This window comes from Pseudomonas fluorescens (assembly GCF_018614655.1).
GTDB classification, from domain to species: Bacteria; Pseudomonadota; Gammaproteobacteria; order Pseudomonadales; family Pseudomonadaceae; genus Aquipseudomonas; species Aquipseudomonas fluorescens_BX.
Genome location: NZ_JAGGOG010000013.1, coordinates 1 through 23962 on the forward strand (window position 1 = coordinate 1; position 23962 = coordinate 23962).

Sequence of the window (23962 nt, forward strand, 5' to 3'; positions counted from 1 at the left end):
TAAATCCATCATCAGTTCGGTGCATAAAGCAAAGCTGAGTGCGACCAAAAATAAATTAATGGATTAACCGCTCAGGACACTAGTGAGTCATGGCGATCACGGCAAGTTCCCGAAACTGAGGCAGCATTGTGCCGTCTCCGGGCAGGAATGTCCCGTCTGGTCGTCGCGTGGTAAAGGCGTTTTTGTTCGGTCGGTGATTCGGGCTTTCGACGTGTCAGGGGCGCACCTTGTGCGCTCGATAGTGAGTACCTGGCGGGAGTGCCAGGTACTCGGTGTTGAATGTTTTAGTTTGTGAATTACGCCGCTTTCGAGAATAAACTGGAAAGGCTATGAATGTTTTGGGTGGTGTTTATCAGCTCCAGCTCGTTGAACTCGGAAACTTTATATTCAGGGTTTGCGCGATCTATACCATAGGGCTGGGCGAAGGTAGCAGATTTTCCGCTGTTTAATGTACGCTCCAATGCGATTTCCATCGACTGTTGGTTCTTGAATCTAGCCAGTCCATAGTTGGGGTTGAAGTAGAACCATTCCCGGTTATTGTTTTCTACCGTCACGCCCGCGACAAGGCCGTGCCCCTTGTCACGAATCATGAATGTCTTCGAGGTTTGTGCATTAGCCAAGTCGGAAATTATTGTCTGATAATGTACTTGTCGAGGTGTTTGAGTGCCGTGGAAATTATACCCCAGCACCTCTTGGAAGGCGCTGAGCCTGCTGCGAAAGTTTATGGTTTCAAGTGCGTCGGGTTTGGCCGTGGTCATGAAAAGGTTGTCAATGAGGATGTGTTCTTTTTTGTATTGAATCGCCAGCGCCATGGCGTTGGATAGCGCTGCGCATTCGCCTTCGTTAAGGGCATCGAAGTTACCGAGATAAAAGCCCTGTGGCATTGCTCGGATTTCGCTGTCTGCGCCGCCAGCTCTTACATCAATGCTGAAGTGTTTTGAGTTGGAGATTGAAGTGCTGATTCTATTTTTTTCCATGAGCCTGACAATGCAGCCTATTTCTTCTGATGTGCGGTTTGGCAATACCGCCAGCTCCGCCAACTGGGTGACACTCATTGTTGGAAAGTATCCGCTGACGATATCGGAGTTTCCTGTTTGATAACCATGGTTGTAGGCATCAAGTCCGGTGAATTTTGCCTGGCCGACGGTCTTTTCAAATACCAAGGCCAAATCCTGCGTGGGAGGCGTGGGGGCAACTATGCTGCCGATCTTATTGATGAAGTGGTTAATGCCCTTGACTTCCCCCTCTATCGCACCGATTTTAGGGGTGAACTCTTTCAACGGGGTTCCAAAAGGTTGCATGCTTATGGGGTCGTAGCCATACCATTTACCATTTTGCAGGACGGCACTTCCTTCCATAGTCTTGTCTGCATAGTTGAAGGTGCCTGTTGCCGAAATACCATAGCGCTTGCTGGCCTCTACCAGATCATAGCCACCCGATGCGCCTCGGATTTTATTGATCCCATCGGACACCAGCGACAAGCCAGCGTTGCCAGCGGAACCCAAGCCCCTTGCTGCGACCTTCACGCCACCTGCCACAACCCTTCCTGCACCCACAAGCAGATCCCCGACACCGCCCGCCGGATTGAATGCGTTGATCGTGCCCACGCCAATGATTTTTGCCACTTTCACGGCCTTGGCGGCCGTGCTGGCGGCTGTGGCTCCGACCTTAGCGACTTTTGCTGCCACTCCCACGCCGGCCGTCACGAAGCCAAAGACATCCATCGCCAAGTCTGTCGCACCGTCCAGGTAGTTGCCGTTCTGAAAGTTGACAATGGCCGACCTGAGCGGCACCAGGTTCAGGAAAAAGTCCGCGACTTTCCATTCATGTTCTTTCTGTTTATCGAGTGTGCTGGCTCCCTTGGCTTGTTTCACCACGTCTTCACTGTCGATATCAAGATGCTCAACAAATACATCGGCGATGGACTGTGTTCGAGTGGAGGAAAAGCTGGGAGGCACGGTCGATGAGCCGCCTTGCGGTGTTTGGCTCAGGTCTGATTCGCTGGTTTTGGACGGTGTGAACAGTTCTATTTTTTCTACCTTATTGGCTTGCCGCTCCCTGGTCCTAGTTAGTGCAGATGCTGAAACAGCGGTGATTGCGCCTTTCTTGATGTCAATTTCATAGACGGTCTCCCCATTTACCCCAGTGGTTTTAACCAACAGTTTGTTGTCTTTGTCGTGAAGTGTTTTAGACGTGAAGTCCAAACCCAAGGCGTAAGTTTTTTTCTGGAAAAATTCGAGCTTTCCATGTTCCAGGTTTTGCCTGTCGGCCAATGGGAGCTGGGCAATAAGGTGTTTGATGGTCGTGCCAATACCTGTTTGGCGCGACTCGATGGCTGTTTTGAATTGATCGTTGAATGTCTTGTTTACCTCGAGCTCGAGAGGCGCGTTGATCGCGACAATAGGAATGCGCTCGTCGGTTGTTTTCCATCGGGCGTCGCCTAACTCCATCATGGCAATATCGAGCATCGAATGCAGGCCGGCAGGGCGTCGATTCGGGTTGTAGAGCGGTTCGGCGTAGGGTGTGCCGGGCTCGTCAAGGCGCAAGAGTTTTTCTTCAAACGGGACCTTGTCCCCAAACTCCTGCTTAAGCTTGGCCAGCGCAATTTCTTTTCGGCTCGGGATCGGCGTGTCCAACAAGCCCGAGGCTGCTATCCGTTCACTTTGTTGTTGATTGAAGGCGACTCTTACCGTCTCCAGTTGAGCGGGCGTATAGGTATCGTCGTTAATCTTAGGAACGATGCCATTGGCGACGGCCCAGTCCACCAGCGCGGCTTTCTGCGCAGACTCGGGTGCGGCCGCGTCGGATCCGCCACTGGCTTTCATGACCTGAGCAAACGTCATGTTGGCGGCGGTTCCAGGGGCTTCAGCTTCCACTTTGGCGACCGCAATGCAGAAGTTGGCCCATGCCTGGCTACCGTAAACGGTGGAGGCAGGAATCTCCTTGACCAGAAACTGAGGTGCGGTACGTGCCAGCAGCAGGTGAGTGGCAAGCTTGGCCGTTGCATTTGTAGCTTTGCCTTCGCTGACCAGATGCAGGCTCAGGTTATTGACGACAGATGAGGCTGGTTTGCCCCAGTGTTGTTCCTTTGCCAAGTCAAATCCTGCGACGCTGTTTCTCTGCGCCACAAACAGGGAGTCCGCATCAAGGCCTATGTTGATGGCTGCCAGTACATAATCAGTGACGCTGTTGGCGGTGGGAATACCGTTCAGTTGAGTCTGGATGGCTTGGCCCAACGCTTGTGCTGCGGGGGAGGCAACAAGTTTTTCCAGCGCTTTGGCAGGATCTTGCAGTTCAGCAGTGGACAAGGGGGTACTACTGAGCAGGTAACCAAGCGCGCCCTTGTGTACGTCCTGTAGTGGGAGGCCCGGCAAGTCCGCCGTATTCTTATCTACCAGGGTGCCGACCTTGCTTTGATCCTCCACGCTCAAGGGGATTGGCCAGGACAGACCACCACCAAAATTGCCTAAAGGATGTTGCAGTGCTTTCTGGGCTACAGCATCTGCCAGGTAGACACAGTGGTTTTGGGTTTTTGGCAGGGCCAGGCGACTCTGGGTGATGAATGATTCAAGGCTGACGCTTCGCCTGCTTGCCTGCGGAGTTTCCTGGGGGTAGCTGGAGGCAGGATGAATGTCCATTTGCTGGTTTTTCAGAGCGGCCAATACGGCCTGCTCATCGGCGTTTTTGGGTAAGCCTTGGGCGACTGTATAAAGTGCTTGCGCCAGGTTGTGCCGGTTACCTTGGTCGCCGAGTGCCTGTTGCAGCGCTTGGGGGGTGTTGAGGGTGGAAGTGGTTGTCGCGCTTGTACTCCCAGGCGGGGAAGCAATTGTATCGGAGGTGGTGACAGGTGCTGGTTGGAGGTTGGTGGTGGGGGACAGATGTAGGCTGTTGACTGCATTCATCTCGGATTACCTGTTTGAATGTTCCGGAAAAACGCCTTCCCAAAGGAGCTTCCCTGTACCCGAGGCGTATCGTTGGGTGTTCAAAACAGATAACTGCGTTCCGCCTGGCAGTGCTGGCAGTTGTCAGGTTTTATGTGGGTGACACGCTTGATACACGTCAGAAACATAGCCCTCGACATCGGCTTTGGGGCAAACTCGCGGTTTTTCCGCACTTGGCCAAGGCATGCCCATGACTCCCGCGTCGTCTATCGATGAGAACAGTTTCCGCAAACTCCTGAGCCGCAACGTGGCGTTGCCGCTGGGGGTTGGTGTACTCAGTGCGGTGTTTTTTGTATGCCTGATTACCTATTTGCTGTCGGTGATCCAGTGGGTGGAGCACACCGATCGTGTGATCACCAATCTCAACGAAACCTCGAAACTGACCATTGACCTGGAAACCGGCATGCGTGGTTTCCTGATCACTGGCGACGAGCATTTCCTCGACCCGTATGAAGTGGCCCAGCCACGGATCATTTCCGACCTGCGTGGGCTGCAGGCGCTGGTGTCGGACAACCCGCAGCAGGTCGACCGTCTCCAGCGTCTGGAGTCCTTGCAGAATGAGTGGAATAAGTACGCCCAGGAAATGATCGAAATGCGCCGCCAGAACGGCGATTACCGGGCTGCCGTACAGGCTGGGCGGGGCAAGCGCCTGACCGATGAAATCCGCAAGGAGTACGACCAGGCGGTGGCGATGGAGCAACAGTTTCGCATCACTCGCAATGAGGACGTCACCCGCACCACCGTCCTGAGTGTCACCCTCTATCTGTTGTTTGTCCTGGGCCTGAGTGGTTTTCTAGCCTACGCAGGTAGAAAAAATTTACTATTACTTTCAGATAGTTATAGTTCAAACCTCGCGTCACAAATGAAGATTTCAAAGCGCCTGGAGCAACAAGCCTGGCTGCGCAACGGCCAGACCGAACTGGCGGAACAGGTGCTTGGCCAACTGACCTTGAACCTGCTGGGTCGTAACATCCTGCAATTCTTCGCCCAATACATGGGCTCGGTGGTTGCCGCCCTGTATGTTCGCGAAGAGCACGGTGGCCTGACGCGCGTGGCCGCGTACGGGTTCTCCCGTGAGCAGGAGCAGCAGGAGCAATCGATCTACAACGACGAAGGCATCGTCGGCCAGTCTGCTCAACAACGCCGCCTGATTCGCCTGGATGATGTGCCTGTGGACTACTTCAAGGTCAGTTCCGGCCTTGGCGACGGGGCGCCACGCAGCGTGCTGGTGGTGCCTACCAGTGACGATGACCGGGTCAACGGGGTGCTCGAGCTGGGCTTCTTGCGCCCGCTGGATGAGCGTGATGTCGAATTGATGGAGCTGATCGCCGGCAATATCGGTACCTCCATCGAAGCGGCGCGTTATCGCCAGCGCCTACAGGAAGTGCTGGCCGAGACCCAGCAGCTCAATGAAGAGCTGCAAGTGCAACAGGAAGAACTCAAGACCGCCAACGAGGAACTGGAAGAACAGTCACGCATCCTCAAGGAATCCCAGGCTTACCTGGAAACCCAGCAGGCGGAGCTTGAGCAGACCAACGAGCAACTGGCCGAGCAGACCCAGATCCTGGCCGACCAGCGCGACGCCATGGACCGCAAGAACGTTGAACTCAATCGTGTGCAGGTCGAACTGGAGGATCGCGCCGACGAATTGCAGCGCTCCAGCAAGTACAAGTCCGAGTTCCTCGCCAACATGTCCCACGAGCTGCGCACACCGCTCAACAGTTCGCTGATCCTGGCCAAGTTGCTGGCGGAGAACGCCGAGGAAAATCTCAGCGCCGAACAGGTCAAGTTTGCCGAATCGATCTATTCGGCGGGTAACGATTTGCTCAACCTGATAAACGACATCCTGGATATTGCCAAGGTCGAGGCCGGCAAACTGGAAGTGCGCCCGGAGAACACCAGCGTGGCGCGCCTCGCGGATGGTCTGCGCGGGATGTTCGAACCCTTGGCGGCCGACCGCAAACTGGGGTTCCAGGTGGAGGTGCAGGAGGGTGCGCCACTGATGCTGTTCACCGACCGCCAGCGCCTGGAGCAAATCCTCAAGAACCTGCTGTCCAACGCCGTCAAATTCACCGAGAAGGGCCAGGTCAGCCTGAGCGTTTCCCGTCAGCCCGGGGAGGGCATTGCCTTCACCGTGCGCGATTCCGGGATCGGTATTGCCCCGGACCAGCAGGAAAGTATTTTCGAAGCCTTCCGCCAGGCCGATGGCACCACCAACCGCCGTTATGGCGGCACTGGCCTGGGGCTCTCGATTTCCCGAGACCTGGCCACGTTGCTGGGGGGCTACATCAGCGTCACCAGTGAGCCGGGCCAGGGCAGTATCTTTACCCTGGTGTTGCCGGAACAGTATGTCGAACGTGACGAAGACGCTCCGGCTATCGAGCGCTCCCGCGCGGTGGTGGTTACTCCTGCGCCCACAGTGTCGATCAAGGTTTCACCACTGCCGGTGGCCGACGAAGCACTGATCCCGCGCTTTGCCGACGATCGCGAAAAGGCGCCGTTTGCCACTCGCTGCATTCTGGTGGTGGAGGACGAGCCGAATTTTGCGCGCATCCTCTTCGACCTGGCCCACGAGTTGGGTTACCACTGTTTGGTGGCTCATGGCGCGGACGAGGGTTACAGCCTGGCCGAACAGTATCTGCCGGACGCGATCTTGCTGGACATGCGCCTGCCGGACCACTCCGGACTGACCGTGTTGCAACGCCTCAAGGAACACGCCCAAACCCGGCATATCCCGGTGCATGTGATTTCCGTGGAAGACCGTGTCGAAGCCGCCATGCACATGGGCGCCATCGGTTATGCGGTCAAACCCACCACCCGCGAAGAGCTCAAGGACGTGTTTGCGCGCCTGGAAGCCAAGCTGACGCAAAAGGTCAAACGTATCCTGCTGGTGGAAGACGATGATTTGCAGCGCGACAGCATTGCCCGCCTGATTGGCGACGATGACATCGAAATCACCGCCGTTGGCTTCGCCCAGGAGGCCTTGGACCTGCTACGCAGCAACATTTATGACTGCATGATCATCGACCTCAAGCTGCCGGACATGCTCGGCAACGAGCTGCTCAAGCGCATGGCCACCGAGGATATCTGCTCGTTCCCGCCAGTGATTGTCTACACCGGGCGCAACCTGACCCGGGATGAAGAGGCGGAGCTGCGCAAATATTCACGCTCGATCATCATCAAGGGCGCCCGCTCACCTGAACGGTTGCTGGACGAAGTGACGTTGTTTCTGCACAAAGTCGAATCCCAGTTGTCCCAAGAGCGCCAGAAGATGCTCAAGACCGCCCGCAGCCGCGACAAGGTCTTCGAGGGGCGCAAGGTGCTGTTGGTGGACGACGATGTACGCAACATCTTCGCCCTCACCAGTGCCCTGGAACACAAGGGGGCGATTGTGGTCATTGGCCGTAATGGCCGTGAGGCGATCGAGAAACTCAATGAAGTCGACGATATCGACCTGGTGCTGATGGACGTGATGATGCCGGAGATGGACGGCTATGAAGCCACCGCGCTGATCCGCCAGGACCCGCGCTGGCGCAAGCTGCCAATCATTGCTGTGACGGCCAAGGCCATGAAGGACGATCAGGAGCGCTGCCTGGCGGCAGGCTCTAACGATTACCTGGCCAAGCCCATCGACCTTGATCGACTGTTCTCGTTGATTCGCGTGTGGTTGCCGAAGATGGAACGCATTTAAGTGGAAATACACTAATTGGACCGAAGTACTGATATTGAACTGCGCTTGTTGATTGAGGCGATCTACCTCAAGTACAGCTATGACTTTCGTGACTACTCCGCAGCCTCGGTCAAGCGCCGCGTGGCGCACGCCTTGCGCCAGTTCGACTGCAAGACCATTTCGGCCTTGCAGGAGCGGGTGCTGCACGATCCCACGGCGTTCATGCAGTTGCTGCAGTTCCTGACCATCCCGGTCAGCGAGATGTTTCGCGACCCGTCGCACTTCCTGGCGATTCGTCAGGAAGTGGTGCCGCTGCTCAAGACCTATCCGTCGATCAAGATCTGGATCGCCGGTTGCAGCACGGGGGAGGAGGTGTATTCCATGGCCATCCTGCTGAGGGAGGAGGGTTTGCTGGAGCGCACTATCATTTACGCCACTGATATCAACCCCAGTTCCCTGGAAAAGGCCAAGCAGGGGATCTTCTCCTTGGAGAATATCCGCGCCTACACCCACAACTACCAGCAAGCGGGTGGGCAGCGCTCGTTTGCCGACTACTACACGGCGGCCTACGATTACGCGATTTTCGACAAGACGCTGCGGGAAAATGTGACATTCGCCGACCACAGCCTGGCAACCGACAGTGTCTTTTCAGAAACTCAATTAATTTCATGTCGTAATGTATTGATTTATTTCAATAAAAAATTACAAGACAGAGCGTTTGGATTGTTTCATGAGTCGCTGTGCCATCGCGGCTTCCTGGTGCTGGGCAGCAAGGAAACCCTGGATTTTTCCGCCTACAGCAAACAGTTCGAACCCTTGGTCAAACAAGAACGGATCTACCGAAAATCATGAATGAAGTTGCTGCCACACCGGTGGTTGTACCCGGTATCGAAGCCATTGTCGTTGGCGCATCCGCAGGCGGGGTCGAGGCGTTGTTGAGCATTTATGGCACGTTGCCTCAGGGCTTCCGCCTGCCGATCATCACCGTACTGCACCTGCCGGAAGAGCGCCGCAGCCAGTTGGCCGAGGTCTTTGCCCGGCGGGTGTCGATGCCAGTGGTGGAGGCGCGAGACAAGGAAGCGATCGAGGCCGGCACTCTGTATTTTGCCGGCCCTGGCTACCATTTATCGGTGGAGCACGATCGTAGCCTGTCGTTGAGTCAGGAGGAGCGTGTGCATCACTCCCGGCCAGCCATTGATTATCTGTTTGAATCGGCCGCTGACGCCTACGGCCCGAACCTGCTGGCGATCCTGCTCACCGGCGCCAATCAGGATGGTGCGCGCGGTCTGGCTCACGTCAAGCAGCGCGGCGGTGTCACGGTGGTCCAGGATCCTTCGCAGGCGCGGGTAGACGTCATGCCCCGGGCCGCTCTGGCGCTGCACACACCTGACCATATTCTCACCTTGAGCCGCATTGGCGATTTGCTGGCCACCCTGGAATCTTCCTCATGTTAAGTAATGTCCAGGCCAAACTGCTGATCGTTGACGATCTGCCGGAAAACCTGTTGGCCCTTGAGGCCTTGATCAAACGCGAGGACCGCCAGGTCTACAAGGCGCTGAGCGCCGATGAGGCCTTGTCGCTGTTGCTGGAGCACGAGTTCGCCATGGCGATTCTCGACGTGCAAATGCCTGGTATGAACGGTTTCGAGTTGGCCGAGTTGATGCGTGGCACCGAGAAGACCAAGAACATCCCCATCGTGTTTGTCAGCGCAGCCGGCCGTGAACTCAACTATGCGTTCAAAGGCTACGAAAGTGGTGCGGTGGACTTCCTGCACAAGCCGCTGGATATCCATGCGGTCAAGAGCAAGGTCAATGTCTTCGTCGACCTGTACCGCCAGAGCAAGGCCATGAAACTGCAGGTCGAGGCCCTGGAGCAGAGCCGTCGCGAGCAGGAGCTGTTGCTGACGCGCCTGCAGGCGACCCAGGCGCAACTGGAACAAGCGGTACGCATGCGCGATGACTTCATGTCGATCGTTGCCCACGAGGTGCGCACCCCCCTCAACGGTCTCATCCTGGAAACCCAGTTGCGCAAGATGCACCTGGCCCGGGACAACGCCGCAGCCTTTACCCTGGACAAGATGCACGCCATGGTCGACCGTGATGAGCGGCAGATCCAGAGCCTGATCCGCCTGATCGAAGACATGCTTGACGTGTCGCGAATCCGCACCGGCAAGCTGTCGATTCGCCCGGGGCATTTCGACCTGGCCCAGTTAGTACGCAACCTTCTGGAGAACTTCGCCCCGCAAGTGGCGGCGGCCGAATCTTCGGTGCAGTTTGAAGCGCCGCAACCGGTGGAAGGTAACTGGGATGAATTCAGGATCGAACAAGTGGTGTCCAACCTGTTGACCAATGCCTTACGCTATGGAGCCAAGAGCCCCGTGGAAGTGCGGGTGTACGCCGAGCATGGTGAGGCCCGGGTTGAGGTGCGTGACCACGGGATTGGCATCAGCGAAGACAACCAGAAGCGAATTTTTCAACAGTTCGAGCGGGTTTCCGCCAACCATTCCGTGGCGGGCCTGGGGCTGGGGCTGTTTATTTCCGAGCAGATCGTCGCGGCTCACGGCGGGACGATTGAGGTCGAGAGCCGGATAGGCGAGGGCGCGTTGTTTCGGGTGTGCCTGCCTCTGGAGTCCGGTGGGTGAAATCAATCGATTATCTGACGCAACCTCTGTGTGACCCGATGGTCGTATCAGCAGCAATTGACCGGACAAAGGCTTCCCATGAGTGAAGATGCACAAGATGTTGTACTGATCGTCGAGGATGACCCTTCGATTCTGTTTGTCCTGGGCGAGTATTTATCGGGCTTGGGGTATCGGGTGTTGAAAGCAGAGGACGGTGAGCAGGCGTTCGAGATTCTTGCGTCCAAGCCGCACCTGGACTTGATGGTGACCGACTACCGTCTGCCGGGTGGCATTTCCGGGGTGCAGATCGCTGAACCGGCGGTCAAACTGCGGCCTGAGCTGAAAGTCATCTTTATCAGTGGCTATCCGCAGGAGATTCTGGACTGCAACAGTCCGATTACTCGTAATGCTCCGATCCTGGCCAAGCCGTTTGATCTGGATACGTTGCAGGAGCATATTCAGAAGTTATTGGCGTGAGTACCTGTCAGTGAGGCGGTTCAGGCTCTTTCTGAGCCTGCTCCCGGTTTCTTGTGAAGCTACTTGGCCAATGCCGTGACCCGTGCGTTCAGGCTACTGGTGGGCGTGAACACCATGCTATAGCCCTGTGCCGAGTTCATGAAGTTTTGAATACCTGCTTGTTGCTCAATGCCGAGCTTGTAAACATTGGCTTCGCCTGCTGTCGCCGGTGGTGTGGTCAGACCGCCAAGGTGCTGGTCCAAGGTATGTGAATTGGAGTGATAAAGATAGAGTTCGCCATCGCTGGCTTTTTGAATATATACCGCATGAGTGACTTTTCCCTCGTTGTATCCACCCTTGCTGACAAAAGTTACGACTCCTGACTCGGAAACATCTGCCGCCCTGAAAGTGTCTTTCAGTGTGCTGGGGTTAATGTTCATCAGTTCATTGTAGCGGGGAGTGCCGCCATTCAACACCTCTGAAATAAGGGTTTTGAATGTTTTTTCAGTGATTTTCTTATCTGCCTGTGCGCTACGCAGGGCGGTAGCATAACAAATTCTTAGTTCGGACTTTCCATCTATCACTTTATATAATTTTTCGATATTTCCCTTCAGCTCGTCACTTGAAAGTACTTTGGGCTGGAAGTTTTCGAGTGGTCCTCCGTAGGCCTTTCCTGATTTCGGATCTATGGCGTGCCAATTCCCAGTGGCGTCGTCAAGTTTCGCGAATACCTTGACGTCCTCAACGTTGTTGATTGCTTTCAAGGAACCCTCGGCAATGCCAGGTACTTTAGCCAGTGAAAGCGCATCGACCTTAGTCAGCCCTTTGGATAGCTTATTAAAACCATGGCGTGCCAATTTGGCGCCTCCCCGAAACAGGTCAACGGCACCATCCAGGGGATTCAGGGCGCCAATGGCCGCCCGTCCCACAATTTTGGTAGTTCGGAGTACTTTGCTAAGCGCCGACGCTGCAACTGACGCCGCCTTAGCACCCTTTACGGCCGCGCCGATGCCTACCACAAAACCTAATGCGTCGATTGCCAGATCTGTAAGGCCCTCGACGATTTTACCGTCCATAAAATTGACAATTGCTGATCTACCAGGAATCAGGTTGAGCATGAATTCGTTGATTTTTTTGGAGAGCACGATCTGGCTATCAAACGTCGTCATCCCCTTGGCTTGGTTTTTGAGCTCGGGAAGATCAATGTTTTTTACATAAGCATCTGCGATGTATGATGATCGCTCGCTCTTAAAACTGTAGGGAATGTCGGTGGGGCTGGTTTTTTCATGAGTAATGTCAGATGAGTATTTGCTGGGCGTGCGGGGTTTAACTTCAACATACTCAGTGTCAGGCCGCTTTTGACCGGCTGGATATTTTCCGGGCTGTAGATCCCCTAGGTGTGAGCGGTCCGTGAATAGACCTTTTTTCAGATCGACTTCATAAATGCTAACCCTGCCATTGTTTTTGATCTTTAGTAATAGGTTGTTGTTCTCGCGCTCTTTGGTATGGGGTGTCCAAAAATCGTGCGACTTTACAGTTCTGAGCGTGTAATCAAGCTTGTCCTTTCGCAGAATAGTGAGTTCACCGTTTTCAATGGCTTGTTGTATATGTAGCGGCTGTTGCGATATCAGGTATTTTATTTGGGTGGCGATACTTTTTTCTGTCGTGGTAATGTATTTTGAGAACGCATCATCGAAGGCGGTTGGAAGGGATGGTAGTTGTTTGGAGGCGTACTTTGTTTGGAATTCGTTGATGCTTACGTCGCTTGAGGAAGATACCCAGCGGCTAGAGTTTGGCTCGCCGAAATTGGTGAGAGAGATGATGGCTGGAAAGTTGGACAAAGCGCCGAGTGTTCCGTCGGTGGGTGCTTTGAGTATGTATTCATTTTTCAGATACAAGTCCAGGAGTGAATAAGGTCCGGGATAGTCCAGGTTGACTGGAGACGCGGTTATGCATTTTTTATCAAACAGTGCCGGGTCCATGTCCGGCATGGCAGTTGTCAAATATTTTAATGCCAAGTCTTTGCCTGTTGGCATCGGGGTGCTTAGCGCTTCAGAGGCGGCTTTCAACTCATTGACCTGCGCATTAAAGGCCTCACGCACGGTGTTCATTTGTGCGGCGGTCTGCGGGTAGGACAGGCCGTTGGCAGCGCCCCAATCCTTGAGCGCTTCTTGCTGAGCGAGGTATTCGATCTGGCGTTCTGCCTCCGTGATAGGTGCAACGGACGCGTGACGCATGACGTCGGCGTAGTTCATCGTCGCCGTTGAGCCGGGCGCGATGGCCTCAAGGCGCCCCACGGCGGTGGCAAAGCTGACCCAACTGTGGGAGCCGAAGGCCACTTTATCCGGGATGTCCTTGACCAGAAACTCCGGAGCGCGGGTTGATAGCAGGAGATGAGTTTGAACCCACGCCTTATCTAAGGTTGATGCCTTGCCTGCGAAAACCTCACCTTCGGCCAGACGGAAGATGAACGATGAAGCACTGCGGTTAACCTGATCAGGTACCGCAAACGACCTGCCCGCGATGCTGGCTTTTGGAGACTCCCCCGGGGTGTCCGCCTTATCGTCTTGATGAAGACTCAAGGCAGCCAACAACCAGTCATCGGCACTGCCTTTGACTGATCGAGCGTCGAACAGGGTTTGAATCGCTTTGCCCAGGGCCTGGCCCTTGGGCGACTGGATCAACTTGTCGATTATTTGTCGCGGGTTATTCCGCGATTCGGCATATGTCGGCGTCATGTCGCCCATCAAGTATTCCAGCACGTTCTTGAAGGGGCTCAGGTCAATATCACCGATCTTGCCTTGACGCAGGATGGTCTTGAGGTGTGACTCGCTGGCGCTGTCAAGCGGGATCGGCCATGCCAGTGCGCCGGCATAATTAGCGTTGGGCAGGCTTGTGGGGGCAGGGTTGAGGAGGGCAGCGGCAAGGTTGTTCAGCTCATGACTGTTAGTGGGCACCTTCCAACCGTTGTGTTCCACATATTGCTTGAGGCTTGTTTGGCCCAAGTTGTTTTGTTTATCTTTTGGATAGGTGCTGTCGGGATGGACCAGGAACATCTGCCCGTCCAGGTGTTCGTCAATCAACGAGTTTGCAAGCTGGTTGCTCTGCATGTGATTGAATACAAACTTGAGCGTGCGTTTTGCTTCGTGCTCGGTGATATGGTCGCCCAGTAGAGAAGTTTGCTGTTTGAGCGCGTCCTCGCTACGTACCTCACTCAACGCCGATGGTGCGTCCGGGAAGGTTTTGTCGCGTTGCAGCATGCGGGCGTACTCGAGTGCTTCGTTGGGCGACAACGTCTGCGGCACTCCGTAAAAACGCAGTACCAGCGATAATGGCGCATTGTCCACGGTTGGAGATAATGCAGGATGAAAGCTGGAGGAATCGCTGCCGGCGGCTATGATTTTTGCGGCGGCCAAAATAGGGCCGCTGACGGCTGACCACTCCTTGTCGCCTGGCCCAAAGGTCTTTATTAACCTGTCGGGTTTGGTCTGAAAGGAGATTTCACCTTTTTCGGGAGAGATACTGATCGTGCGGGGATCCGTGATTCCCTGCGCAATCGCCCATTCACGAACAGCCGGATTGGACATGGCTCGACCCAGTTGCGCCCACCACTGGCCGAACGTCGAGTAAGGGTCAATATCCAAACGAGCCTGGCGGCTGGCGTCTGGTCTGGAGTTTCTCGCAATCATCCCGTTGGCAACACGCTCCGCCATGTAGCTGTCATCCCTTGCAAGGGTGTCGTCGTCAGGCTCGGCAGATGTTTCGGTATCGCGCTTGTGCCGGGTGATCTGTGGCGATTCGACGGGAACCTGTGCTGAGGCGCCATTCAAGGGCATTTGACGGGGTGTTTGAATAACGCTGCTGGAAGTGATCATTGGCGGGCTCATTCTGGTTATTGGGACATCTTGGGGGAACATCTCATTCCCTTTGACGTAAACCTTCGTACCCAAACCCCATGGGCGATTCCAACTCGCGGAGAAGTAATAGTTTCAGCGTTTTGCCCTGCCAGCGTGCCTTACAGGCAATAGCCGTACTTATGTCATTACGCCCGAATCATCTCCCGCACTTTCGCCGTCAACAAATCAAACGTAAACGGCTTGGTGATCAACTGCATCCCCGGATCCAGAAACCCGCCGCGCACCGCCGCGTGCTCGGCATACCCTGTGATAAACAACACCTTCAAGTCCGGACGAACCTGTCGCCCGATTTCTGCCAGTTGCCGACCATTCATCCCCGGCAGGCCTACGTCGCTGATCATCAGGTCAATCCGCTGGCCGGATTCGATAATCGGCATGGCACTGTCGGCATCCCCGGCTTCGACAAAGGCGTAACCCAGCTCGCTTAACACCTGACTCACCAGCGCCCGCACTGCCGGGTCATCCTCGACGATCAACACCGTTTCACCGATATTGGCGTAAGGCTGCAGGGCAGGATCGAGGGGGCCATCAACTGCCACTTCACCGGCACAGCGCGGCAGGAACAGGCTGACGGTGGTGCCTTCGCCGACAACGCTGTGAATGGTCACATGGCCGTGGGACTGTCGGGCGAAGCCGTAGATCATCGACAAGCCCAGGCCAGTCCCTTGGCCAATGGGTTTGGTGGTAAAGAAGGGGTCGAATGCGCGGCTGATCACGCTATCGGGCATGCCGCAGCCGGTATCACTGACGCTCAGCTCCACGTAGTCACCGGGGGTGAGGGTGCCATAAGCCGATGTAAAAACGCTGTCCAGATGGCGATTGCTGGTTTCCACCACCAGTTGGCCGCCGTCGGGCATCGCGTCCCGGGCGTTGATCGCCAGGTTGAGCAGGGCGCTTTCCAGTTGATTGGGGTCGGCCTCGGCAACCCAGAGCGGTTCGTTCAGGCGCATATCCAGGACGATGCTTTCGTTGAGGCTGCGCTGCAGCAACTCGCTCATGGATGTCACCAAGTGATTGATCTCCACCGGCTTTGAATCCAGTGACTGGCGACGGGAAAACGCCAGCAGGCGGTGGGTCAGGCCGGCGGCGCGGTTGGCTGAAGTGACGCCCAGGTCGATCAAGCTGTCGAGGTCTTCCAGCCGGCCTCGGGCCAGTCGCCTGCGCAGCAACTCCAGGCTGCCGATGATCCCGGTAAGCATATTGTTGAAGTCATGGGCGATACCGCCGGTCAACTGCCCGACGGCTTCCATTTTCTGTGATTGGCGCAGCGCCTCCTCGTTGTTACGCAACTGTGCGGTGCGCTCTTCAACCTGCTGCTCGAGGGTCTCCAGGGTACGTTGCAGGCGCAACTCGCCCTGGCTCAGGTCGATCAAGCGGTCCCGGGCCTCATATTGTCGGCGTCGACCACGCAGGGCCGTGGTCACGAGGCTGATCAGGGTCACCGGATGAAAAGGGCGCTCCAGCAAGGTGATGTTGCCCAGCAGTGTGCTCAGGTGCGAGGAAGCGTTTTGCTCCGCACCGCCGTGGTGAGTCATCAGCACGATAGGCAGGTCCGACCAGGCAGGCTGTTGATGCAGGTAGTCGAGCAGCGGGTTCAGGTTGACACCGCGCAGGGCTTCGACGGCGATGATCAGCAGGCCGGCGCCCTGTTCGAGTTCGTCACATAACATCTGCAAGTGGGAGGCGATGATGCCGCAGAAGCCTGCTTCATTGAGCATCATTAGCGCCAGTGCGCTGTCGCGTCCCAGCGGCGCGAGAATGATCGCGCGCTCGGAGATGGCTGGCAAGCCACTCATATTCCTTCATCCTGCAGCAATGGACTGCCCGCACCCATATAGTTTGGTACGCCGCGCAGCACACCTTGAAAGGCCTCGAGAGGTTCGCCGATGGTCATGCCTCGGCCACCAATGCGGTATTCACGAATGGTCGACTCATGGCTGCCGGTACGTTTCTTGATGATCGAAATGGCCCGGCGGACTTTACCCAGCGCTTCAAAGTAGCGCAGCAGGATGACCGTGTCGGCCAGGTAGGTAATGTCCACTGGCGCCTGCATATCACCCACCAGGCCGTGCTGGGCCACGGTCATGAAGGTCGCGGCGCCTCGGCGGTTGAGGTAGAGCAGCAGTTCGTGCATGTGCAGGATCAGGGCGTTCTCTTCCGGCATGGCGGCCTGATAGCCGTTGATACTGTCGATCACCACGGTCTTGATCCCGCGCTCATCGATGCAACGTCGGACCCGGTGCGAGAACTCCCCAGGGGACAGCTCCGCGGCATCTACCTGCTCAATCAGCAGATTGCCTGTTTGTTGCAGGGCCTCCAGGTCGATGCCCATGTTCTTCATTCGCTCGAACAGCAGCCCCAGTTCTTCATCAAAAATGAACAACGCCGCTTTTTCGCCTCGTGCCACGGCGGCCGCAGCAAAGATCATCGAGATCAGCGACTTGCCGGTACCCGCAGGGCCGAGGATCAGGGTGCTGGACCCGGTCTCGATACCGCCCCCCAGGAGTGCGTCCATTTCGCGGATGCCACTGGTCAAGGTTTCGCGGCTGTAGCCGCCACGGTGCTCGGCCGCCACCAGGCGAGGGAACACATGGACGCCATCTTCCATGATGGTGAAGTCATGAAAACCACCGCGGTATTTCTGCCCCCGGTACTTCACAATCCGTACACGCCGCCGTTCAGCGCCGTAGTTGGGGGTCAGTTCTTCCAGGCGAATCACCCCATGAGCCACGCTGTGTACGGTTTTATCGAGGGACTCGGTGGTCAGGTCGTCCAGCAGCAGGACGGTGGCGTCGTAGCGTACGAAGTAGTGCTTGATCGCCAGGATCTGCCGGCGATAACGCAAGGAGCTTTGCGCAAGCAGGCGGATTTCCGAGAGGCTATCGATGACCACGCGGGTCGGCTGGACCCGCTCCACCACTTCGAAGATCTGTCGGGTGGCTTCCCCCAGTTCCAGGTCCGAGGAGTACAGCAGGCTTTGCTGGTGCTCGGCGTTGAGCAGGCTTTCCGGCGGGGTCAGCTCGAAGATATGGATGTTTTCATCCAGGTCCCAGCCGTGGGATTTGGCGCCTTGGCGCAGTTCACGCTCGGTTTCCGACAGCGTGATGTACAGCGAGCGCTCGCCCGCCCTGGCCCCTGCCTGGAGAAAATGCAGGGCCACGGTGGTTTTGCCGGTGCCGGGTTCGCCTTCGAGCAGGAACAGATGGCTACGGGACAGCCCGCCGGAAAGGATGTCATCGAGCCCTTCGATACCGGTTGCTGCTTTTGCTGTGAACAGCTCTTTGGATGTAGACAAGGAGTGCCCTCGTTTCACGTTTCAGTAGAAGGGTACGCCGGGTGAGGCGTGCCTTATTCACTTGACCGTGGAGCCGTGGGGCCGTTCAACGTTATCTTTCAATTATGCAAAGTGGCGCGCAGTTCCAACCTTTGCAGGGCTACAGACCCTGTTGCAGCGCAGGATCGTCGGGGTTCTGCTGTTCCAGCTGTGCCAATAATACCTGGACGTTTTGCAACTGGCCGCTTTGCGTCCAGTAGTTAACCAGCAGCACCCGTGCCTTGCGGTTCTCCGGGTGGCGCTGGACGATCTCTTCCAACTGACGCTGGGCAGCTTCCAGTTCCTGCTGGGCGTGCAAGGTAGTGGCCAGGTCGTAGCGGTAATCCTGATTGTCCGGCTCAAGCTCCACGGCCTTGGACAGACCGAGCAGGGCGTATTCGCGTTCGCCATGGTGCAACAACCACATGCCCAGGGCGTGTTGCAGGTAGGCCGACTCAGGATGGGCCTGGAGTTGGTTGGCCAGTAATTGACGGGAATCGTCGACCTTGCCTTGTTTGTCCAGCAACTCGATCTGCGCCACGACGGCCGGCAGGTTGTCCGGCGCAAGGCGTAAGGCCTGTTCCAAAGCACTTTGCGCCTCTACCAGGCGCGCGTTGTGAATGTATAGGCGGGCCAGTTGGATCCAGCCCTCGGCGGTTTCGGGTTGGCCCTTGAGCTGCTTCTCGAATTCATCGAGCACTCGTTGCAACGGGCCGAAATACAAACCGAGGGTGTCGGGCGAAAGGCCCAGCAAGGCGTTGGCGGCGGCAAACCGTACGCTTTGTTCGGGATCTTCCAGCAGAGGGCCGAGCAACAAGGTGCGCTGGCCGCTGGGCACCAGTCCGACAACGCTATGGATGGCCGCCTGGCGCACCATCGGGGCTTCGTTGGCCAGGTCCTTGTCTGCCAGCTTCAAGGCCTGAGGGCTGGGGTAGTTCGGCAGTTCGACATGCAGGGCCGCCCGGCGTACATCGGACAAGTCCGGGCGCCCCAGTTGTTGATACAACACCCGTGCGGCGCCTGGTTCGCCGTTATGGGCTTGTTTCAAGGCTTTGGAATAGCCATGGGCAATGGCGGGTGGCACGGCCACTTGAGCGGTGCGGGTGAAATACCAGGTGATCAGCACGATAAACAACAGGGCGCACAAGCCGATGATGGAGTAACGGCGAGACTTTGACATTCGGGCGTCCAAAAGCTGGGCAGCTATTACAAAGCCATCAGCTTCGGTCAGACCACTCGATGTGTCAAACCTGCATCACGTCAGCACATAGTCCACGGGCTCCAGGGCCGGCGGCAGTTGGGTTTCGCCGAGGGCGGCGAGGATTTCCCGTTCCAGGGTGCGCACGATGGCATCGCAGGGTAGATCGTTTTCGTCGAAGCCGAACGGGTCCTCCAGATCATCGCCGATCGCGTCCAGTCCAAAGAAGGTGTAACTGACGATAGCGGTGAAGATCGGCGTGAGCCAGCCCAGGGGCTCTGCCATGGCGAAGGGCAGCAGAATGCAGAACAGGTAAATGGTGCGGTGCAGCAGCAAGGTGTAGGGGAAGGGCAGCGGGGTACTTTTTATCCGCTCGCAGGCCGCCTGGACCTGACTCAGGCCCACCAGCCGGGTTTCCAACTGAGTGTAGCGCCAGTCGCTGATCCGACCTTGTTCTGCCGCCGTCGAACACTGGGCGCCGACCGCTTGCAGGACGCTGTCGGGAAGGTTGGGGTGGCCTGGGGTCACGGCGATCCATGGCTGGATGACGCGCACCTCATCTTCGCGCCGCAGGTGCGCAACCAGGCCGTGGGCAAACCCGCACAACCCCCGGAGCACGCCGGCACGCTCGGTGGGGTCACGCAAGACCTGGGTTTCACGGATCAACGAGCGTATCTCAATGATCATCTGACCCAGTTGCTTGCGACCTTCCCACCAGCGGTCGTAGCAGGCGTTGTTGCGAAAACTCATGAAGATCGACAGCGACAGGCCCAACAAGGTGAAGGGCGTGGCGTTGACCTTGGAGAAATACGCCGGGTGCAGGGTTTCCACCAGCACGATCACCGAGGCCAGCAACGTGACCATCAGGCTGCGCATGGCGATGCGCTTGGCAATCGAGCCTTTGAGCGAGAACAGGATGCCGAGCAGTTTGGGTTTTGGACGGACGATCATCGGAGGGCTTCATCGCAAGTGCAGGCCATCAGATTAGAAGCCTGGCGGCACAGCGTCCAATCGCCAGTGTCGACCACGTGATCGGCGGGCTCTATGACCCAGGCTATTGGCCAAACCAGTCAGCCATGTTGAAGGCTTTGACCATTGTCCGTCGGGCGCTCTGGGGCGACTATTTCCCCGGTTTACGTAGCCCATCCTGAAAACAAAAACACAGAGGGATTTGAAGCGATGCGTGATTACTCGACGGCCACCACCCAGTTCAACTACCAGCAAACGGTCGATGCCGCACTGTCCGGCAGCCTGCAAGGGCTCAATGCCTGCGTTGAATGCTGCGACCGGCATGCGTTGCCAGGGCGTATTGCGCTGTTCTGGGAGGGCAAGGATGGCCGCAGCGCCACGTGCACCTTCAGCGAGTTGCAGGATCAGGCGGCGCGCTTCGCCAATTTCCTCCTGGCCCAGGGCGTCAAGCGGGGTGACAAAGTGGCCGGCCTGTTGCCGCGTACTGCCGAGTTGCTGGTGGTGGTGTTTGCCACCTGGCGCATCGGCGCGGTCTATCAGCCGCTGTTCACCGCGTTCGGCCCCAAGGCCATCGAGCACCGCCTGAGTAGCTCCGGTGCCGCGCTGGTAGTCACCGATGCGGTCAACCGGCACAAACTCAATGAAGTTGCCGACTGCCCAACCATCGTCACCGTCGCCGGCCCCAAGGGCGAAGGTATTGTGCGTGGCGACTTCAGTTTCTGGGCGGAGTTGCCCAATCATTCCAACGTCTGCGAGCCGGTGCTGCTGGGCGCCGATGATCCCTTTCTGTTGATGTTCACCTCAGGCACCACTGGCCCGTCGAAAGCCTTGGCGGTGCCGCTCAAGGCGATTGTCGCGTTCCAGAGCTACACCCGTGATGCCGTAGACCTGCGTCCCGACGATGCCTTCTGGAACGTGGCCGATCCAGGATGGGCCTATGGCATCTACTTTGGCGTGACCGGTCCCTTGTCCATGGGCCATCCGATCACCTTTTACGATGGCCCGTTCACCTTGGAAAGCACCTGCCGGGTCATCAATAAATACGGCATCACCAACCTCACCGGTTCACCCACGGCCTATCGGTTGCTGATTGCCGGTGGCGAACACTTCGCCGGCTCGATCAAGGGCAAGCTGCGGATTGTCAGCAGCGCCGGCGAACCCTTGAACCCGGAAGTGATCCGCTGGTTCGCCGACAACCTGGGCGTCACCATCCACGACCATTACGGCCAGACCGAACTGGGCATGGTCCTGTGCAACCACCATGGCCTGGATCACCCGGTGCACGTCGGCTCGGCCGGCTTCGCCTCGCCGGGCCATCGCATTGTGGTGCTGGACGATAACCACCAGGAATTGCCCGCCGGCCAGCCGGGGATTCTGGCCATCGACCGCGACCAGTCACCGATGTGCTGGTTCGCCGGCTACGAAGGGGTCAAGACCAAGGCCTTCGTCGGCCAGTACTACCTCAGCGGCGACACCGTGGAATTGAATCCCGACGGCAGCATCAGCTTTGTCGGGCGCAGCGACGATGTGATCACCACCTCCGGCTACCGGGTTGGCCCCTTCGATGTGGAAAGTGCGCTGATCGAACACCCTGCGGTGGTGGAAGCGGCGGTGGTGGGCAAGCCGTGCCCGGAGCGTACCGAGCTGGTCAAGGCGTTTGTGGTGCTCAGCGCGCAATACCGCGCCGCGCCGGAACTGGCCGAGGAGCTGCGCCAACACGTGCGCAAGCGCTTGGCGGCCCACGCGTACCCACGGGAAATCGAATTTGTCAGTGAGCTGCCCAAGACCCCGAGCGGCAAGCTGCAACGCTTTATTTTGCGTAATCAGGAAATTGCCAAGGTCCAGGCGGCGCAAGCTGCTGCCCCTACGGCTTGACCTCATCTTTCAAGGAAACAGTGATGCAGATTGAGAACAAGGTTTTTCTGGTCAGCGGTGGCGCCTCGGGCCTCGGTGCAGCCACCGCAGAAATGCTCGTGGCGGCCGGTGCCAAGGTGATGCTGGTCGACCTGAACGCCGACGCCGTTGCCGCCCAGGCCACCAGACTGGGCGATCAGGCCCGCAGCACCGTGGCTGACATCAGCCAGGAAGCCGCCGCCGAAGCGGCCGTGCAGGCCACCGTTGCCGCCTTCGGTGGTTTGCATGGGCTGGTGAACTGCGCCGGAGTGGTGCGTGGCGAGAAGATCCTTGGCAAGAACGGTCCTCATGCCCTGGGCAGTTTCTCCCAGGTGATCAACGTCAACTTGATTGGCAGCTTCAACCTGTTGCGCCTGTGTGCAGCGGCCATCGCCGAAACCGAGGCCAATGCAGACGGCGAGCGCGGCGTGATCATTAACACCGCCTCGGTGGCCGCCTTCGATGGCCAGATCGGCCAGGCGGCTTATGCGGCCTCCAAGGGCGCGATTGCCAGCCTGACGTTGCCCGCCGCCCGGGAACTGGCGCGTTTCGGCATTCGGGTGATGACCATCGCTCCCGGTCTTTTCGAGACGCCGATGATGGCCGGCATGACCCCAGAGGTGCGCGAGTCCCTGGCCGCCGGCGTGCCGTTTCCGCCACGCCTGGGCAAGCCGAGCGAGTACGCCGCGCTGGTCCGGCATATCATTGAAAATAGCATGCTCAACGGCGAGGTGATCCGTCTCGACGGTGCCTTGCGCATGGCCGCCAAATAAGGAGTATTTGTGATGACTACTAATCACGACCCCATCGTTATCGTCAGCGCCGTCCGCACGCCCATGGGCGGTTTCCAGGGCGACCTCAAGGGGCTGACCGCGTCGCAACTTGGCTCGGCGGCGATTCGCGCAGCGGTTGAACGCGCCGGTATCGCCAGTGATGCGGTGGATGAAGTGCTGTTCGGTTGTGTGCTGCCCGCCGGGTTGGGCCAGGCGCCCGCACGTCAGGCTGCGCTGGGTGCCGGGCTGGACAAATCCACCCGCTGCACCACCCTCAACAAAATGTGCGGTTCGGGCATGGAAGCCACCATCCTCGCCCATGACTCTCTGCTGGCAGGCAGCGTCGACGTGATCATCGCCGGTGGCATGGAAAGCATGTCCAACGCCCCGTACCTGCTGGACCGCGCCCGCAGTGGTTACCGCATGGGCCATGGCCGGGTCATCGACCATATGTTCCTCGATGGCCTGGAAGACGCCTACGACAAGGGCCGCCTGATGGGCACCTTTGCCGAAGACTGCGCCGAACATAACGGCTTCACCCGTGAAGCCCAGGATGCATTCGCCATTGCCTCCCTGACCCGCGCTCAACAGGCCATCACTGAGGGCAACTTCGCCGCGGAGATCGTCCCGGTGCAGGTCACCGTCGGCAAGGAACAGAAAACCATCAGCCACGATGAACAGCCCCCGAAGGCCAAGCTGGACAAGATCGCGACGCTGAAACCTGCATTCCGCGAGGGCGGCACGGTGACGGCGGCCAACTCCAGCTCAATTTCCGACGGCGCGGCGGCGTTGCTGTTGATGCGCCAGTCCGAAGCGCAAAAGCGCGGGCTTAAACCTTTGGCGGTGATTCATGGCCACGCGGCGTTTGCCGATGAGCCTGGCCTGTTTCCGGTAGCGCCAGTGGGGGCAATTCGCAAGCTGATGAGCAAGACCGGTTGGAACCTGGGTGAAGTGGACTTGTTTGAAATCAACGAAGCCTTTGCCGTGGTCAGCCTGGTAACCATGAGCAAGCTGGAGATCCCTCACAGCAAGGTCAACATCCACGGCGGCGCTTGTGCGCTGGGGCATCCGATTGGAGCATCGGGTGCGCGGATTCTGGTGACACTGTTGTCGGCCCTGCGCCAGCAAGGTTTGAAGCGCGGTGTCGCGGCCATCTGCATCGGCGGCGGCGAAGCCACGGCCATGGCCGTTGAATGCCTGTACTAAGGAGCG

14 protein-coding genes are annotated in these 23962 nt (G+C 57.6%); 8 read left to right on the forward strand and 6 right to left on the reverse strand.

What is annotated here, in order from left to right; translation table 11 throughout:
* Positions 1–296: 296 nt before the first annotated feature.
* Positions 297–3902 (reverse strand): hypothetical protein, encoded by a 3606-nt coding sequence (locus J7E41_RS12150; RefSeq protein WP_214993202.1) that lies wholly within the window; start codon positions 3900–3902, stop codon positions 297–299.
* Between the two features lie 229 nt (positions 3903–4131).
* Between J7E41_RS12150 and J7E41_RS12155 the strand changes: the two genes are divergently transcribed.
* The 5 genes from J7E41_RS12155 to J7E41_RS12175 all read left to right on the forward strand — a co-directional run bounded on the left by J7E41_RS12155 (position 4132) and on the right by J7E41_RS12175 (position 10708).
* A complete protein-coding gene (locus J7E41_RS12155; protein WP_214993203.1) occupies positions 4132–7632 on the forward strand; it encodes a response regulator in 3501 nt (1166 codons plus the stop codon).
* A gap of 15 nt (positions 7633–7647) precedes the next feature.
* A complete protein-coding gene (locus J7E41_RS12160) occupies positions 7648–8463 on the forward strand; it encodes a CheR family methyltransferase (protein ID WP_214993204.1) in 816 nt (271 codons plus the stop codon).
* Positions 8460–9065: a chemotaxis protein CheB gene (locus J7E41_RS12165; protein ID WP_214993206.1), complete on the forward strand. Its 606-nt coding sequence runs from the start codon at positions 8460–8462 to the stop codon at positions 9063–9065. The genes J7E41_RS12160 and J7E41_RS12165 overlap by 4 nt, the downstream gene beginning before the upstream one ends.
* Positions 9059–10252, forward strand: a complete 1194-nt coding sequence (locus tag J7E41_RS12170; protein ID WP_214993208.1) for a hybrid sensor histidine kinase/response regulator — start codon at positions 9059–9061, stop codon at positions 10250–10252. Before J7E41_RS12165 ends, J7E41_RS12170 begins: the two co-directional genes overlap by 7 nt.
* Positions 10253–10330: 78 nt before the next feature.
* Complete coding sequence (locus tag J7E41_RS12175; RefSeq protein ID WP_214993210.1) at positions 10331–10708, forward strand: response regulator; 378 nt, start codon at positions 10331–10333, stop codon at positions 10706–10708.
* Positions 10709–10767: 59 nt separating this feature from the next.
* On the opposite strand, the gene J7E41_RS12180 is transcribed toward J7E41_RS12175, so the two are convergent.
* The 5 genes from J7E41_RS12180 to J7E41_RS12200 all read right to left on the reverse strand — a co-directional run bounded on the left by J7E41_RS12180 (position 10768) and on the right by J7E41_RS12200 (position 20066).
* Positions 10768–14562, reverse strand: a complete 3795-nt coding sequence (locus tag J7E41_RS12180; RefSeq protein WP_214993211.1) for a hypothetical protein — start codon at positions 14560–14562, stop codon at positions 10768–10770.
* A 167-nt stretch (positions 14563–14729) separates the two neighbouring features.
* Entirely contained in the window at positions 14730–16400 is a 1671-nt protein-coding gene (locus J7E41_RS12185) for a response regulator (RefSeq protein ID WP_214993212.1), read from the reverse strand.
* Positions 16397–17899, reverse strand: coding sequence for an ATPase domain-containing protein (locus J7E41_RS12190; RefSeq protein WP_214993213.1), 1503 nt, complete (start codon positions 17897–17899; stop codon positions 16397–16399). Before J7E41_RS12190 ends, J7E41_RS12185 begins: the two co-directional genes overlap by 4 nt.
* Before the next feature lie 139 nt (positions 17900–18038).
* Positions 18039–19097 carry a tetratricopeptide repeat protein gene (locus J7E41_RS12195; RefSeq protein WP_214993214.1) on the reverse strand — a complete coding sequence of 353 codons (1059 nt, stop codon included), beginning with the start codon at positions 19095–19097 and terminating at the stop codon, positions 18039–18041.
* Between the two features lie 75 nt (positions 19098–19172).
* Positions 19173–20066 (reverse strand): bestrophin family protein, encoded by an 894-nt coding sequence (locus tag J7E41_RS12200; RefSeq protein WP_214993215.1) that lies wholly within the window; start codon positions 20064–20066, stop codon positions 19173–19175.
* 228 nt (positions 20067–20294) lie between these two features.
* On the opposite strand from J7E41_RS12200, the gene J7E41_RS12205 reads away from it, so the two are divergent.
* The 3 genes from J7E41_RS12205 to J7E41_RS12215 are packed head-to-tail and all read left to right on the forward strand — an operon-like array spanning position 20295 to position 23956.
* Positions 20295–21959 (forward strand): AMP-binding protein, encoded by a 1665-nt coding sequence (locus tag J7E41_RS12205; protein ID WP_214993217.1) that lies wholly within the window; start codon positions 20295–20297, stop codon positions 21957–21959.
* 23 nt (positions 21960–21982) lie between these two features.
* The gene (locus J7E41_RS12210; protein ID WP_214993218.1) at positions 21983–22750 is read left to right on the forward strand and encodes an SDR family NAD(P)-dependent oxidoreductase; all 768 of its coding nucleotides are present in this window, start codon (positions 21983–21985) and stop codon (positions 22748–22750) included.
* A 12-nt stretch (positions 22751–22762) separates the two neighbouring features.
* Entirely contained in the window at positions 22763–23956 is a 1194-nt protein-coding gene (locus J7E41_RS12215) for an acetyl-CoA C-acyltransferase (RefSeq protein ID WP_214993219.1), read from the forward strand.
* Positions 23957–23962 lie beyond the last annotated feature (6 nt).